The organism is Serratia sp. 2C06 (assembly GCF_050037615.1).
Classification (GTDB): Bacteria; Pseudomonadota; Gammaproteobacteria; order Enterobacterales; family Enterobacteriaceae; genus Serratia; species Serratia ureilytica.
The window spans coordinates 3267164-3282333 of sequence record NZ_CP188299.1 but is presented as its reverse complement, the minus strand read 5'-3'; the positions used below and the strand labels follow the sequence as shown (position 1 = coordinate 3282333).

The window sequence follows — 15170 nt, the reverse complement described above, 5'->3', positions numbered from 1 at the left end:
GGGCGCATCGCCCCCATTCCAACTCGTGATAATGATCACAACGCAATAATGTTAACGTTAACTTTTGTGATTAACATCGCATGAGTGATAACTGACAGCTTCATCCATCCGCGAGTTAACGTTAACAATAGAGCTAACTTCACTCACCGGGGCCCTACCCATGAACCGCGAAACGAAAAAATATTACGTGCTGCTCAGCGGCCTGCTGTTCTTCTTTTTCTTCACCTGGTCTTCCAGCTTTTCGCTGATCTCGCTGTGGCTGAATCAAAAGATCGGGTTGAAAGGCGCCGAGACCGGTCTGATCTTCTCCGCCATCTCGCTGGTGGCGCTGTGCGCACAGCCGTTGTACGGCTTTATTCAGGACAAACTTGGGCTGCGCAAACACCTGCTGCAGTTTCTCGGTGTGATGCTACTGCTGACCGGCCCGTTCTTTATCTACATTTATGCCCCGCTGCTGGCGAGCAGCCTGCCGCTCGGCGCTTTGGTCGGCGGGGTGTTCATCGGCGCGACCTTCTTCGCCGGCATCGGCGCGCTGGAATCTTATACCGAGCGCGTCAGCCGCATCAGCGGTTTCGAGTTCGGCCGCGCCCGCATGTGGGGCTCGCTCGGCTGGGCCAGCGCCACCTTTGTGGCCGGTTTTATCTTCAATATCAATCCGAACATCAATTTCTGGCTGGCCTCCGCCGCCGCCGTGGTGTTCCTGTTGCTGCTCAGCCAGGTACGCGAGCTGAAGCCGAACGCCATGGCCGGCCTGGCGTTCGGCAAACCGGAGAACCTGCGGCTGCAGGACGCGCTGGCGCTGCTGCGCATGCCGGGCTTCTGGGCGCTGGTGGTGTTTGTGCTGGGGATCAGCGTATACAACGTTTTCGATCAGCAATTTTCTGTCTACTTCGCTTCACAGTTCGCTTCTCGCGCACAGGGCAACGAGATGTACGGTTTTCTCAACTCGCTGCAGGTCTTCCTCGAAGCCGGCGGCATGTTCCTGGCCCCGCTGCTGGTGAACCGTATCGGCGCCAAGCAGGGGCTGTTGCTGGCGGGCAGCGTGATGGCGCTGCGCATGTTCGGTTCCGGGTTGGTCAGCGGCGCCCTGATGATCTCCGCCATGAAACTGCTGCACGCCGTAGAATTGCCAATCCTGCTGATCGCTATCTTCAAATACATCGCCAGCCGCTTCGACAGCCGACTCTCCTCCACGCTGTACCTGGTAGGCTTCCAGTTCATCACCCAGGTGATGGCCAGCTTCCTGTCGCCGCTGGCGGGCTACGGTTATGACCGCATCGGCTTTGCCGACACCTATCTGCTGATGGGCTGCGCGGTCGCCGTCACCACGCTTGTCTCCTGTTTCTTGCTGCGCGGCGAACGCTCCGCCACGGCAACGCCCTTTCCATCCGCCATTAAATCAAGTGAGTCTGTCCAATGAACACTGCTTTAGCTCAAGCCGACCATGCGGTCGAAGCCCTGTGCGCAGAGCGCCGAGACGATTATTATCCGCAGTTCCATCTCGCACCGGCCGCCGGCTGGATCAACGATCCCAACGGCCTGATCTGTATTGACGGCGTCTATCATGCCTTCTTCCAGCATCATCCCCATAGCGAACACTGGGGGCCCATGCACTGGGGGCATGCGACCAGCCGTGACCTGATACGCTGGCAGCGCCAGCCCATCGCCCTGGCGCCCGATGCGCCCTATGACAAAGACGGTTGTTTTTCCGGCTGCGCCGTGGATGACAACGGCGTGCTGACGCTGCTTTACACCGGCCACGTGTGGTTGGGCGAACCCGGTGACGACAGCCAGGTGCGGGAAGTGCAATGTCTGGCCACCAGCGAAGACGGCATACGCTTCGTCAAACACGGGCCGGTGCTGGCCCCGCCGGACGGCATTCAGCATTTTCGCGATCCGAAAGTCTGGCGCGAAAACGGCGAATGGTGGCTGGTGGTCGGCGCCAAAGAAAACGGCCTGGGCCAGGTGCGCCTGTACCGCTCTGCCGACCTGCGCGCCTGGCGCTTCGATCGGGTGCTGGCCGGCGCGCAAACGGCGCATCAGGGCTATATGTGGGAATGCCCGGATTTCTTTCAGCTGGGGGAGCAACACCTGCTGCTGTTTTCGCCGCAGGGGCTGGCGGCGCAGGGCTACCGCTACCGCAATCGCTTCCAGAGCGGCTATCTGCTCGGCCATTGGCGGCCGGACGGCGACTTTACGGTAACGCAACCCTTCTGCGAGCTGGATGCCGGCCACGATTTCTATGCGCCGCAGACCTTCACCGCCGCCGACGGCCGTCGGCTGCTGTTTGCCTGGATGGATATGTGGGAATCACCGATGCCCAGCAAAGCGCACCGCTGGGCCGGCGCCCTCACCCTGCCACGCGAGCTGACGCTGGCCGCCGACGGCAGCGTCCGCATGAATCCGGCTCGTGAACTGGCGGCGTTGCGCCGAGGATCGCAGACGTTGTCGGCGCAGACGCTGACCAATCAGCATCTGCCGCTGACGAACGATATGCAGGAGCTCATCATGACGTTGAGACCGGCCGACAGCGACGCCGAGCGGTACGGGCTGGCCATTGGGAGTGCGGCGCGGCTGTTCGTCGACAATCAGTCACACCGATTGGTGCTGGAGCGTTTTAATGAACACCCGGCGCTGTGCACCTGCCGCAGTGTGCCGCTGCCGGAGGGTGACATTCTGTCGCTGCGGATCTTTATCGATCGCTCCTCACTGGAGATCTTCGTTAATCAGGGGCAGGCCTGCCTGACCAGCCGCATCTATCCGGCGGCGGGCGATCGCCGCCTCAGCCTGTTCGCCGAAGGCGGCCAGGCGCTGTTCGAGCCCATCACGGGATGGCAGTTGGCAAGCATCTGGGGGTAATGGGAATGAGCACCGGGCGCGCAGCGATGCCCCGGTGCGCTTACAGCGAACCACGTTCCAGCAGCGGGCAAGGCACTTTCACCGTATCACGCTGTTCCCGCCGCTCAATCACATGCAGCGCCGCAAGACGACCCAGTTCATAATGCGGCAGCTGCACCGTCGTCAATGCCGGCAGGAACAGCTCGCCGGTGCCGACCATATTGTCGTAGCCCAGCACCGCCACCTGCTGCGGTATCCGCCATCCTTGCGCCAGCAATACCTGATACGCCAGAAACGCTATCCGATCGTTCCCACACACCACGACATCGCAATCGCGCCGGCCGGCGGAAAAATGCCGCTCCAGCAACGCTACGCAGTCGCGATAGCTTTGATCGCCAGCGCTCAGATCGAGATGATACTGCCGCAGCTGTTCAACATCGCGCCCCGCTTCGCGCCAGGCGCGTTCCAGACCGCGGCGGCGCAGCCCCGCCGCCAGCGTATCCGCCGGTAAATGAATGCACAAAGGCGCGCGATAGCCTTTGGCGATCAGCGTGCGCGTCGCGTCATACTGCCCTTGCTCATCATCAGGAATGTAGCTGGCGATCGAATGCGCCGGGCTGACGCAGTTGGCCAACACCAGCTTTTTGTCCAGCAGTTTGGCCGGCAGCGTCACCTCACGCAGTCCCATCGTGGTGAAGATCACCCCATCCGGCCGATGCGCCAGCAGCAGATCGACGGTCTGTTCGGCGTTGTCGTCGGCGAACAGGTTGACGACGAAGCTGTTCCAGCCGCGCTCGCGCGCGGTTTTCTCAATCGACAGGATCATTTCCACCGAGAACGGCGTCGTGGCGGTATCCAGCGCCAGCACGCCGAGCGTCTGCACGCGATTTCCGTCACCGCGAATACGCCGCGCCGACAGATCCGGCACATAGTCCAACCGATCGATAGCTTGTTTGACGCGGCGGTAGGTTTCCGGCCGCAGCTTGCCGGGATCATTGATGGCGCGGGACACCGTCATCAACGAGACTCCGGCAAGTTTTGCGACGTCTTTCAGCGAAGCCATGCGCCCTTCTTTATGATTAATGGGAAAAAGTGAATAATCCCATAACCGGGCGCAGGACTCTACTCTGCGTTAACGGGGTGTGATGTCCGCCCACAGGATAGCGCTGCCGGCCCTTAACGGCGCCACGTCGCCCCCCGCCGCCGATGCCGTCCACCAGACGCCCTCGCGCGCGCTCAGTTCGCCGCCCCCCGGCAGCGACCAGAGCCCGCTCAGCACATACAGCACCCCCGCCCGCCCCGGCGGCAAGGTTAGCGGCTCGGCGCTGCGTTGCACCTGCGCCGCTAGCCGGCCGCGGCGCGTCATGATGTTGAAATCCTGACTGGCGCCGCCCAGCAGCGTCGCTTCCAGCGCCACGTCGCCGGAAAAGGCGAACGGCTCCCCGATACGCGCCAACTGATGGTCGATATGCCCGGCGCTGAACAGCCGCACGCCGTCGCCTTCCAGCAGCGTGATCGAACGGTCAATGCCCGCAAAGGCGGAAAACGGCCCGTCCTGCGCGATGGTGGCGATGCTGGCGCGCCAGTCGAAATCCGGCTCGCCCGGCGGCCAACTGACGATTTCACGGGTTTCCCCGCCGCCGTTGCGCCACGGGCTGACCGGCAGCCCAGCGAAATTAAAACGGGTCAGGCTCATCACGCCTCCTGCTGAAAGGTTTTCAGCACCTGCAGGAACTCGGCGCTGCTCTGCTGCTGCAGCGCGTGCCGCCCCTGCTCGATCACCTGTCGGCCGCCGACGAACACGTCGCGAATTTGCTCTTTGCCGCCGGCGAACAGCCAGCGGTTGAGGATCGAGGCATCCGGCGCCGCCGCCAAATACGGATCGTCGCCGTCCAGCACCAGCCAGTCGGCGCGATAGCCGCTCTGCAAGCGGCCGATCGGCGCGCCGCACGCCTGCGCGCCGCCTTGCAGCGCCTGGTGATACAGCACATCGCCCACCGCCGACTGTTCCGGCGTCGTCAGACGGTTGCGGCGCTGATCGCGCAGCCGCTGGCCGTATTCGAACCAGCGCAGCTCTTCCACCACGTTGAGCGAAACGTGGCTGTCGGAACCGATGCCCCAGCGCCCCTGCTGCTGCAGGTAAGCGTCGCCGGGGAAAATGCCGTCGCCGAGGTTGGCTTCGGTGGTCGGGCACAGGCCGGCCACCGCGCGGCTGCGCGCCAGCGCTTCCAGCTCATCGCGATCCAGATGGGTGGCATGCACCAGACACCAGCGCTGATCGACCGGCAGATGGTCATACAGCCAGGCCACCGGGCGCTGCCCGCTCCACGCCAGGCAGTCGTTCACCTCTTTTTGCTGCTCGGCGATATGAATATGCACCGGCAAAGTGCGATCCGACGCGGCCAAAATCTGCTGCATCTGGCCCAGCTCCACCGCACGCAGCGAATGGAAGCACAGCCCCTGATTCTGCAACGGGCGATCCGCCAGCTGACGGGCAATCACCTGCTGCTGTTGCAGATAGCTTTCGGTGTCCTGGATAAACCGTTTCTGCCCCGGCTGGGCCGGCTGGGCGCCGAAACCGGCGTAGCTGTACAGCACCGGCAGCATCGTCATGCCGATGCCGGCCTGATGCGCGGCCGCGCTGAGGCGGCCGGTCATTTCACCGCGATCGGCGTAAGGCTTGCCGTCGGCGTCGTGATGCAGGTAGTGGAATTCGGCCACCTGGGTATATCCGCCCTTGAGCATTTCGATATACAGTTGACGGGCGACCACCTCCACCTGCTCCGGCGTCAGGCGCTGCACCAGCCGATACATCAGATCGCGCCAGGTCCAGAAGCTGTCCTGCGGGTTGCCCGCCACTTCCGCCAACCCGGCCATCGCGCGCTGAAAGGCGTGGGAGTGCAGGTTCGGCATGCCCGGCACCGCATCGCCGTGCAGCCGGGTGCAGCCTTGCGGTTCAGCGTTGGCGGTAACTTGAGTCAGATAACCTTGCGCATCGACGTCCAGCCGGACGTTATGCGCCCAGCCCTCAGGGAGCAAAGCGCGTGGGGCAAAATAAGCAGGCATGGCAGTATTCCACGGTTAATGTAACGGCGAATAAGGCGCGGCGATGGCGCGTCTTCAGGAATTTTTGGCGGTCGCCGGCAAGTTTCTGGCGCGACGGCCACTAGTTGTATATACATATACATACGCCGACATCAACAGTAAACTGGTGTTATTATTTTTTTATTTGACGAGGTTAACGTCGTGGCTGAACAACAGACCGTGTTACAACTGGCGGCTGCAATGAGCGATGCCCCCGCCCCGATCTACCAACGGGTCAAACAGGCGATCGTGAATCAAATCCGTGCGGGGCACTGGCAACCGCACCAGCGCGTGCCCTCCGAAAGTGAACTGGTGGCGGAACTGGGCGTCAGCCGCATGACCATCAACCGCGCGCTGCGCGAGCTGACCAGCGAAGGTTTTCTGATCCGCATGCAGGGCGTCGGCACCTTCGTCGCCGAAGCCAAGGCGCACACCGCGCTGCTGGAAGTGCACAACATCGCCGATGAGATAGCCGCGCGCGGTCATCGCCACAGCAGCAAGATCCTCGAGCTGAAGGCCCGAGCGGCCAGCGAGGAAGAGGCGACGGCGCTCGGCATTCACCCCGGCCAACGGCTGTTCTACTCGCAGATCGTGCATTACGAAAACGACGTGCCGGTGCAGGTGGAAGACCGCTGCGTCAACCCGCTGGTGGCGCCGGATTACCTGAAGCAGGATTTCGACCGCGTCACGCCTTACACCTATCTGACGCAGGCCGCGCCGCTGACCGCCGGCGAACACATCGTCGAAGCGGTGATCCCGACCCGACGTGAACGCGAGCTGCTGCAGCTGGAAGACCACGAACCCGGCCTGCTGATCCACCGCCGCACCTGGTCCGGCAAAACCGTGGTGACCTCGGCCCGGCTGCTGTACCCCGGCAGCCGCTATCAACTGTTCGGCCGCTTCACCAGCGAAGTCTGATCCCCGTCGGGCGCGCCCTGCGCCCGCATCTCCGCTGTCGATCACATCCTGATAACAAAATCTCTCCCGCCTCTTGTGACATCCCGGTGAATGCGTTAGGTTGTTTTTAATTGTATATACAACCATGTGGGAGCTGCGGCTCCGGCGGAGGAAAGCAATGACGTCTGAGATTCACTGTGACAGCCTGTGGCGCGGCGCCGATATCGTCACCATGCGCGACGGCAAATATCACACCCTGACCGACGGCGCGATCGCCGTACGCGACGGCAAGATTGTCTGGATTGGCGAACATGCGGCGCTGCCGCCCGGCCTGATGGCGGACGAAACGGTGAAATTCGACGGCGGCATCATCACCCCCGGCTTTGTTGATTGCCACACGCACCTGGTGTTCGGCGGCAACCGCAGCGGCGAGTTCGAACAGCGACTGAACGGCGTAAGCTACGCCGACATCGCCGCACAGGGCGGCGGTATCATTTCCACCGTGAAAGCCACCCGCGAGGCCGACGAAGCGCTGCTGCTGGAACAGGCGCTGTTCCGTCTGCGGCCGCTGCTGGCGGAAGGCGTCACCTGCGTGGAGATCAAATCCGGTTACGGCCTCAGCCTGGAAAGCGAACTGAAGATGCTGCGGGTGGCGCGCAAGTTGGGCGAACTGCTGCCGGTCGAGGTGAAAACCACCTGTCTGGCAGCCCATGCGCTGCCGCCGGAATACGCCAACCGCGCCGACGACTACATCAATCTGGTCTGCGATACCATTATCCCGCAGGCCGCCGCCGCCGGCCTGGCGGATGCGGTTGACGCCTTCTGCGAACATCTGGCGTTCTCACCGGCGCAGGTGGAGCGAGTCTTCGCCGCCGCCGAAGCGGCCGGTTTACCGGTCAAGCTGCACGCCGAGCAGCTCTCCGCCCTCGGCGGTAGCACGCTGGCGGCGCGCCATCACGCGCTCTCCGCCGACCATCTCGAATACGCCACCGAGCAAGACGCCCGCGCCATGGGCGACGCCGGCACCGTGGCGGTGCTGCTGCCGGGCGCCTATTACCTGCTGCGTGAAACCCAATGTCCGCCGGTAGAGCTGTTCCGCAAGCACCACGTGGCGATGGCGATCGCCAGCGACGCCAACCCCGGCACCTCGCCGGCGCTGTCGCTGCGTCTGATGATCAACATGGCCTGCACGCTGTTCCGCCTGACGCCGGAAGAAGCGCTGGCGGGCGTCACCACCCACGGCGCCAAAGCGCTGGGACTGCAACACAGCCACGGCACGCTGGAAACCGGCAAGGTGGCGGACTTCGTTCACTGGCCGCTGTCGCGGCCGGCGGAACTGGCTTATTGGTTGGGCGGCCAGCTGCCCTGTACGGTGATTTTCCGAGGAGAAGTACGTCAATGACCATTCGCGATCCTTTTAGCTTCCAAGGCGGCAGCCTGCCGCTGCTGATCAGCATCCCACACGCCGGCACACAGCTGACGCCGGCGGTCGAGGCCGGGCTGACCGACGATGCCCGCCCGCTGCCCGATACCGACTGGCACATTCCGCAGCTGTACGACTTCGCCCGGGCGATGGGCGCCAGCGTACTGGTCGGCAACTATTCGCGCTTCGTCATCGATCTGAATCGCCCGGCGGACGACAAGCCGCTGTATACCACCGCCACCACCGGTCTGTATCCCGACGTACTGTTCGACGGCCGCCCAAGCTTCCTGCCGGGCAAAACGCCGACGGACACAGAACGCGCCGGCTATTTGCAGCAAATTTGGCAACCTTATCATCAGCAGCTGCAGAACGAGCTGGCGCGCCTCAAAGCGCGGCACGGCTATGCGTTGCTGTTCGACGCGCACTCCATCGCCTCGGTGATCCCGCGGCTGTTCGACGGCAAACTGCCGGATCTCAACCTCGGCACCAACGGCGGCGAAAGCTGCGCCCAGGCGCTGAGCGATCGGCTGGTCGCCTGCTGCAAGCAGCAACAGCAGTACACCCACGTGCTGAACGGCCGCTTCAAGGGCGGTTACATCACCCGTGCCTACGGTCAACCGCAGCAGCAACAGCATGCGATCCAGCTCGAGCTGGCGCAGGTCAACTACATGTCCGAACAGTATCCTTTCGCGTTCGAACCGCAGCGCGCCGCCTCGCTGCAGCGCCTGCTCAAGCAGATGGTTGAAAGCCTGTTGGACGGCGCCGCCAGGCTGAACTGATCCCCCCTTTACAGGCGCCGCCGGGCGCCTGTTTTTCTCCTGCCTTTAACCGCAACGCCAGCGGCAATCTGCGCGCTATATCAAAGTTTCGCGTGATTCCCCGCTAACTGGTCCAAACAGCGCACAAAACAGCGGCCGACGAAAAACGCACTGCGCCACAATCAGCCCAAAAGCCCGTGTTCATCGTCAGCACCGGGCGGCCTGTGGCCAACTGGCCCGTTTCGAATATCTCTCTGGAGGCCCTATGTCTGTAACACCGTTAAACTGGCGCGCTGCCGGCGCCGTCGCCGAACAACTGCTGGCCGGCTGGCAACGGCGTGGCGAACCCGGCGGCGCCATCACCCTGTTTGACGCCGAACAACTCCGCGCCACCGCCTGCGCCGGCCTGGCCGATCTGGCGCAGAACACCCCCTTCACCGCCGACAGCGTGGTGCGCTACGCCTCAGTGACCAAGCATATCTTCGCCGCGCTGGCGCTGAACGCCACCGATCGCGCCGTTCGGCTGGAACAACGCCTGGGTGAACTGCTGCCCGCCCTGCAGCCTGCGCTGGCGGACGTCACCGTCGGCCAGGCGCTGGACATGACCGGCGGCCTGCCTGACGTGCGCGAGACGCTCGGCCTGCTCGGCATCTCGCTGCATGCCGTCAGCGAGGCGCAGCCGGTGATGCAGTTTGTCGAGGGGCTGGAAAGGTTGAACTATGAGGCCGGCAGCGAGATCGCCTACAGCAATACCGGCTATCGGCTGCTGGAGGCCGCGCTGCGCAGCAAAGGGTATGATTTCGACCCGTTGGTGCAACGGCATATCGCCCAGCCGCTGCAGGTGCAGATGCGGGCGCCGGAAAGCTGGTTCGACGTGGTGCCGGGGTTGGTGCCGGGTTACTGGCGGGCGCCGCAGGGCTGGCAACACGCCAGCGCCGGCCTGCACCTTTCCGCCTCCGGCTGCCTGACCGGCAGCGTCAACGCCCTCACCCGCTGGCTGCAAACGCTGTTGGCGGACCAAGGCCCCGGTCAGGGCGTGCTGGCGCAACTCAGCGCGCCGCGCCGCCTCAATCAGGGCCAACTCAGCGCCTATGGCCTGGGGCTGGCGCGCACGCCGCTGGGCCGCCGCAGCCTGCTGGGCCACGGCGGCTCCCACGCCGGTTACAAAACCTATTTCCTGCTGGCGCCCGACCGTCAGGCCGGCGTCGCGCTGGTGGCCAACCGCGAAGATTGCGACAGTTTCGGCATGGCTTTGCAGGTGATGGCAGCGCTGCTGGGCGAACCTTTGCCGCAGCGCAGCACGGCGATCCCCGACGGTCTCTACGCCACGCTGGCGGAGCCGCACTGGCTGGAGGTCAAAGACGGCAACCTGGCCTATCTGGGCAGCGATGAACCGCTGTATCAAGGGGAGGACGGGTACGCGGTGTCGCTATCCGCTCATATGCCCATCAGGCTGAAGTGGACCGGCGAAGCGGTAGAGGGCGAGGTTGGACACGTGGCGCGCCGTTTCCTGCCGGTCACGGCCAACGGCGACTGCCTGAAGCATGTGCAGGGGCTGTGGTACCACCCGCACTATCGCACCGCCTTTGAAATTAGCGGCAATCGGGTGCATATCGGCGTCGGCCCGGCGGCGCAGACCGGCACGCTCAGCCCGCTGGGCCAGGGCCGCATGCTGGTGGAGTGCCAGGACGGCCCGTGGTTGAAACGCTTTTGCCTCTATTTCCGCGGTTACAACGTGGATCTCATCGCCAACCGCAGCCGGATGCTGACCTTCCGCCGCAGCACCGTCGGCCGCGACTGACGATCAGCGCGCGCTGTCGGCTTTGACCGCCAGCAGCGCATCCGCCAGCCGCCGCTTGTCGGCGGCGCTGAGATTCACCTGTTCCACGGACGCCATAAACGCCGCCCGATCCGCCGCGTCAAGCGGGCCGGCGCGCAGCCGCGCCGCCAAACGCTGCAGTATCCGGCTGCTCAATTGCCCGATCTCCACCCGCACCTGCGCCAGCGGGCGCGGCTGCCAATCGCTTTCCGGGCTCGCCAACCAGTCGGCGCGATAGCGGTACTGAATCGCCTTGGCGGCGTCCATCTGCGCGGTGATAAAAGGCCGTACCGACGCCGGCTCCAGCCCCAAACGCCCCGCTTCCGCCTGCGCGTTGGCCAACACCTTCGCCTCCTGCGCCAGATCTTCGATCGGCAAATGCTGCTGCGCCTTGTAACCGGCCACGTCTTTCATCAACGACAGCCGTTGGTTCACCAGCTCGCCGATAGCGGCGCCACCGTCCGCCAACGCCGGAAAACTGGTCAGGCAACACGCTATCAATAACGCCCTGAACATGGCGCCTCCCTTATGATGCAGTGAAAAGGTCAGGCGCCAAGTTCACCACGTCAGCCCCGCGCCGGCAAATAAAAAAGGCCCCGCCGCAGCGAGGCCGATGAGACCCAACCGGCGTTAATCGAACACGCCGTTGATGACGGAAGCCACAATCGCGGTGCTGAGCGCGACCAGCACCAGATCGTCGCCGGCGATGCGCCATTCATAACCCGGATACTGCGGCAGTTCACGCAGCATCGAAGACGGCACCATTTTTTTGGCGATGCCCGGCGGCAGCGGTTTGCCGCGCGCCAGATTCTTGGCGATGCCCGGCGGCAACGAGCGGTAGCCGGTCAGCCCGTAGGTGTGCGCCAGCGAACGGGCGCGGTCGCGCGAGAGGCTGACGGAAACCAGATTGTCGTCGTTTCTATAGTCTCTATAGTCGCCTTTATCTTTGTTGCCGTGATTGCCGTTGTTGCCGTGGTTACCGTTATTGCCGTGATTGCCGCTGTTGCCATGCCCGTTGCCGTTGCCGTTACCATTGCCGCCTTTGTCGGCCATGGCCGGGGCGGATGACAACCCCAGCGATGCAATCAGTGCCAACACCGTGAGAGTCGTACGACGTTTGTTCATGTTGTGTATTCCTGCGTGGGGGACTCTGTTTACTATAGTTGGCCTTTTCCGGGCAAAGTATAAGGAAAACTCCGAGATGACAGTGCGGTTTTACGGCATTCGCGCCACTCTCTTGTTTTAACGCAAAACGCCTCGAGAATTCCGAAATCTACCCCCGATTTTTCTTGAAGAAAAATAAGCCTTCCGCTAGCGTGGGACGGTAACAAAAAAGAGTTAGCGTGCTCTTTTTCGTCGCACCTCAAATCTTATTCTTATCATCCAGAATGATAATATCGAACACTTCCCGCCTTTCCGTGCGGGATTCTTTTTCCCACCGGCGTCGCTCCTATTTGGTGCTTTATGTTGAGATTTCGTTGCCGATAATTTACATTCGCTGTCTGAGAAACCTTAACCTCCCGCGGTGGCCAGGCTGGCAACGGGTGGGCGTTCAGGAGCAAAAGACGTGCAAATGACCCTCATGGAATACATCACTCGGCACTTTAACGGCGATCTTCATCGTTACGCGCAGTCGGAAGGCGTCAGCCGTGAACAAATCATTAGTTGGATAAATAATGAATGTCACGTGATCAAAGGCAGGCTGTTTATGCCGGTGAGGCATCTCCCGGTAGAACAAGCCCAGTGATGACGAAAAAAAACCCCGCCTGGCGGGGTTTTCTGTTTCTGATAACACGGAAAATCAGAAGTTATAGCCGACCACCAGGTAGTAACCCCAACCGGTAGACTTGATCGGGCCCTGCGGCGTGCCGATCTCCGCGCCATCCTGCCACTGACCGCCGTTATGGAAATAACGCGCCACGAAAGAATAGTGCCAGTGATCGTAGTTCAGCGCCAAAATATGGCTGGAGGCGATAGAGTTGCTGGTGCGCACCTGTTTGCCGGTGCCGTCAACCCAATGGCTGTCCTTGCCCAGATCGGAACCGAAATCGAAGTTGGTGAAGCCGATGTAGCTCAGATTGCCGCCCCACACCTGGGTCAGCGGCACAAAGTATTTCACCTTGAAGCGGTAACCGTCCCAGCTGTTCTCGTTGGCGGCCTGGTAGTTTTCCCACTGGTATTTGGCATAGATGTTCATCGACAGGCTCATTGGCAGACCGGTGTCGATATCGGTACCCAGGCCCATGTACCAGGTGTTCTGACGACCGTCGGCGTTGTGGCCCAGGTCATAGATGTAGTTGTTGGCGAAATACCACTCTTTGAACGGGCCGAAGCTCAGATCGGTGCCGGTCAGCTTGTCGATGGAGAAGCGCGGTTCAATCTCCATAAACAGCGGGGAGCCTTTGTCCCAGATGCCGCGGTCCGGGGTGTTGCCCACGCCGAAGAACTTTGGCACGTCAACGTAGCCGTAGAAATCGAACCAGTCTTTCTTGGCGAAGGCTTCGTATTCGAGATACACGTCGTTATTCAGTTGCGGCCCGAAACGGGTGTGGTAGCTGCCCACCACGTTAACGCTCTGGTGCCACCAGTCGGAGACATATTGACTGTCTTTGCTATCAGCCATTGATGATGCACTGTAAGACGCTGCGAGCAGTACACCTGCTGCGAGAGCTATTTTTTTCATTTTATTACCACATGCTTAAAGGGCCATTTCCTGCCCGTTTAGAAAAGATGACAATGAGTCTGCCGACACCTGGCGTTGTCTTCACACAGAAACTCGGATGACGCGCGCATTATAGAAACCACTGACTGTAAGAATCTGTGATCCAGTTACGCATTTCGCGAATAGGTAATCGATTGCGTTCACATTTGTCAAATTATGTTTCATGCAAATTCACATTCGCTGTGATTTTTGTCATGTGTCGCGTTTTTTAGCGCAGTTTTTAAGCCAAATGACATCAGGGCGTCATCACGAGGTGGAAAAGAAAAAGCCGACGCGCGAGCGTCGGCCTTCATCAGCATCAGGAGAAAGTACGGAACGTGAAATCAGCTTACCGCCGGCACCGCTTTGGCGATGTTTTCCTGGCGGAACGCCACCTCTTCACCGTTTTTGACCTCCCAGCTGGCGACCGGAATATCGGTTTTGGGCGCCGCCGCGACGACCGAACCGTAAATCAGCTTGTCATCGCGGCGCAAAATATAAACATCGAGCTGATATTCATGCCGCAAATTCGCCGTGGTCAGGCGCACGGTATCGCCGCGCTCATAATGATGCACGTCGATTTCAGGCTGCTGAATAAATTGAATGTCACTTCTCATTGTCGTCGTTCCTTCAGGCAACATGGCTAGTTAAATTCTAGTTCAACATTGCGGCGATGGCGGATAATTTCCGTTAATTTCCGCGAGTTGCCCGCCAACAGATCAGCGAACCCAGGGTAACCATCGCCACGCCCTGCCAGAAATTGACGGTCAGCGAGGTGTGCAGCACCAGCGCGGCGAACACCGCCGACAGCACCGGGGTAAAATAGGAGACGGTCGCCAGCAGCGTCATGTTGCCGTGCAGAATGCCGACGTTCCAGGCGGCATATCCCGCCCCCATCGCCACCCCGGCGCACAGCAGCGTCACGGTCACGCCGACGCTGAACTGCATGCCGCTTTCCGCGCTGAAGGCGTACTTCATCCACAGCGCCAGCGCGGTCAGCGCGATAAACAGCACCACGCCGTTGCTGCCCTGGGCGATCTTCTTGGTCAGGTTGCAATACAGCGCCCAGATCACTGCGCCGCTGAACGCCAGCGTATAGCTGAGCGGATTGCTGCGCACGTTGGCCAGCATCTGCGCCGGTGACCAGCCGCCCTCGCCGCTCATGATCCAGCCGATGCCGAACAGCGACAGCAGCAGCCCCGGCAGCAGCCACCATTTCGCCTTTTGGCCGTTGAGCGCCAGCGCCATCAGCACGGTGAAACAGGGCCACAGGTAGTTGATCATGCCCACTTCTATCGCCTGCAGGCGGGTATTGGCGTAGCCGAGCGACAGCGACAGGCAGATCTCGTAGCTGACGAACAGCAGGCTGCCGACGATCAGGTAAGGCCGCGGAAAGCTGCGCCATTTCGGCACGCCGAGCGCCACCAGCAAGAACGCCGCGCTGACGCTGTAGATCATCGCCGCGCCGCCGACAGGCCCCAGCCCTTCGCTGACGCTTCTGATCAGGCCAACGACGCTGCTCCACAGCACAATGGCCAATAAACCGAACAACGTGGCGCGGGTACGCGAGGGCAAAGCGGGCATAAGGCAGGTCCAATAGGTTATTTTTTATCAGGTTTTTCACTCTACTGCCGCACGTGCCAAAAAGAA

At 61.7% G+C, this 15170-nt stretch carries 15 protein-coding genes; 7 read left to right on the top strand and 8 right to left on the bottom strand.

Annotation, left to right across the window (positions count from 1 at the left end):
• Positions 1-160 precede the first annotated feature (160 nt).
• Together ACP3TA_RS16315 and ACP3TA_RS16310 are read left to right on the top strand one after the other, a co-directional pair.
• On the top strand, positions 161-1420 hold the full coding sequence (locus ACP3TA_RS16315) for an MFS transporter (RefSeq protein ID WP_406875049.1): 1260 nt from the start codon (positions 161-163) through the stop codon (positions 1418-1420).
• The gene (locus ACP3TA_RS16310; protein WP_406875050.1) at positions 1417-2859 is read left to right on the top strand and encodes a glycoside hydrolase family 32 protein; all 1443 of its coding nucleotides are present in this window, start codon (positions 1417-1419) and stop codon (positions 2857-2859) included. The genes ACP3TA_RS16315 and ACP3TA_RS16310 overlap by 4 nt, the downstream gene beginning before the upstream one ends.
• Before the next feature lie 40 nt (positions 2860-2899).
• Here the strand turns inward: ACP3TA_RS16310 and ACP3TA_RS16305 are convergent, their stop codons facing one another.
• The 3 genes from ACP3TA_RS16305 to ACP3TA_RS16295 all read right to left on the bottom strand — a co-directional run bounded on the left by ACP3TA_RS16305 (position 2900) and on the right by ACP3TA_RS16295 (position 5904).
• Positions 2900-3901: a LacI family DNA-binding transcriptional regulator gene (locus tag ACP3TA_RS16305; protein WP_033652100.1), complete on the bottom strand. Its 1002-nt coding sequence runs from the start codon at positions 3899-3901 to the stop codon at positions 2900-2902.
• 69 nt (positions 3902-3970) lie between these two features.
• A complete protein-coding gene (locus tag ACP3TA_RS16300) occupies positions 3971-4534 on the bottom strand; it encodes a HutD/Ves family protein (RefSeq protein WP_033652099.1) in 564 nt (187 codons plus the stop codon).
• Positions 4534-5904, bottom strand: a complete 1371-nt coding sequence (locus tag ACP3TA_RS16295; protein ID WP_206195925.1) for a formimidoylglutamate deiminase — start codon at positions 5902-5904, stop codon at positions 4534-4536. Before ACP3TA_RS16295 ends, ACP3TA_RS16300 begins: the two co-directional genes overlap by 1 nt.
• Before the next feature lie 180 nt (positions 5905-6084).
• On the opposite strand from ACP3TA_RS16295, the gene hutC reads away from it, so the two are divergent.
• From hutC to ACP3TA_RS16275, 4 genes are all read left to right on the top strand, one after another.
• Positions 6085-6840 (top strand): histidine utilization repressor, encoded by a 756-nt coding sequence (gene hutC / locus ACP3TA_RS16290; RefSeq protein ID WP_033638258.1) that lies wholly within the window; start codon positions 6085-6087, stop codon positions 6838-6840.
• Between the two features lie 157 nt (positions 6841-6997).
• On the top strand, positions 6998-8221 hold the full coding sequence (gene hutI, locus ACP3TA_RS16285; RefSeq protein WP_206195926.1) for an imidazolonepropionase: 1224 nt from the start codon (positions 6998-7000) through the stop codon (positions 8219-8221).
• On the top strand, positions 8218-9021 hold the full coding sequence (gene hutG / locus ACP3TA_RS16280; RefSeq protein WP_047576098.1) for an N-formylglutamate deformylase: 804 nt from the start codon (positions 8218-8220) through the stop codon (positions 9019-9021). Before hutI ends, hutG begins: the two co-directional genes overlap by 4 nt.
• A gap of 244 nt (positions 9022-9265) precedes the next feature.
• Positions 9266-10801 carry a serine hydrolase domain-containing protein gene (locus ACP3TA_RS16275; protein ID WP_206195927.1) on the top strand — a complete coding sequence of 512 codons (1536 nt, stop codon included), beginning with the start codon at positions 9266-9268 and terminating at the stop codon, positions 10799-10801.
• Between the two features lie 3 nt (positions 10802-10804).
• On the opposite strand, the gene ACP3TA_RS16270 is transcribed toward ACP3TA_RS16275, so the two are convergent.
• Together ACP3TA_RS16270 and ACP3TA_RS16265 are read right to left on the bottom strand one after the other, a co-directional pair.
• Positions 10805-11335, bottom strand: a complete 531-nt coding sequence (locus tag ACP3TA_RS16270; RefSeq protein WP_129993142.1) for a chorismate mutase — start codon at positions 11333-11335, stop codon at positions 10805-10807.
• A 114-nt stretch (positions 11336-11449) separates the two neighbouring features.
• Entirely contained in the window at positions 11450-11944 is a 495-nt protein-coding gene (locus ACP3TA_RS16265; protein WP_033642812.1) for an anti-virulence regulator CigR family protein, read from the bottom strand.
• 442 nt (positions 11945-12386) lie between these two features.
• Here ACP3TA_RS16265 and ACP3TA_RS16260 point away from each other — a divergent pair, with 442 nt between their 5' ends.
• Complete coding sequence (locus tag ACP3TA_RS16260) at positions 12387-12566, top strand: hypothetical protein (protein ID WP_033642811.1); 180 nt, start codon at positions 12387-12389, stop codon at positions 12564-12566.
• Between the two features lie 54 nt (positions 12567-12620).
• On the opposite strand, the gene ACP3TA_RS16255 is transcribed toward ACP3TA_RS16260, so the two are convergent.
• The 3 genes from ACP3TA_RS16255 to yddG form a co-directional block, all read right to left on the bottom strand.
• Complete coding sequence (locus ACP3TA_RS16255) at positions 12621-13502, bottom strand: nucleoside-specific channel-forming protein Tsx (protein ID WP_046686925.1); 882 nt, start codon at positions 13500-13502, stop codon at positions 12621-12623.
• 362 nt (positions 13503-13864) lie between these two features.
• Positions 13865-14137 (bottom strand): hypothetical protein, encoded by a 273-nt coding sequence (locus ACP3TA_RS16250; protein ID WP_033642807.1) that lies wholly within the window; start codon positions 14135-14137, stop codon positions 13865-13867.
• 73 nt (positions 14138-14210) lie between these two features.
• Complete coding sequence (gene yddG / locus ACP3TA_RS16245; RefSeq protein ID WP_426784377.1) at positions 14211-15104, bottom strand: aromatic amino acid DMT transporter YddG; 894 nt, start codon at positions 15102-15104, stop codon at positions 14211-14213.
• Between the last annotated feature and the right edge of the window lie 66 nt (positions 15105-15170).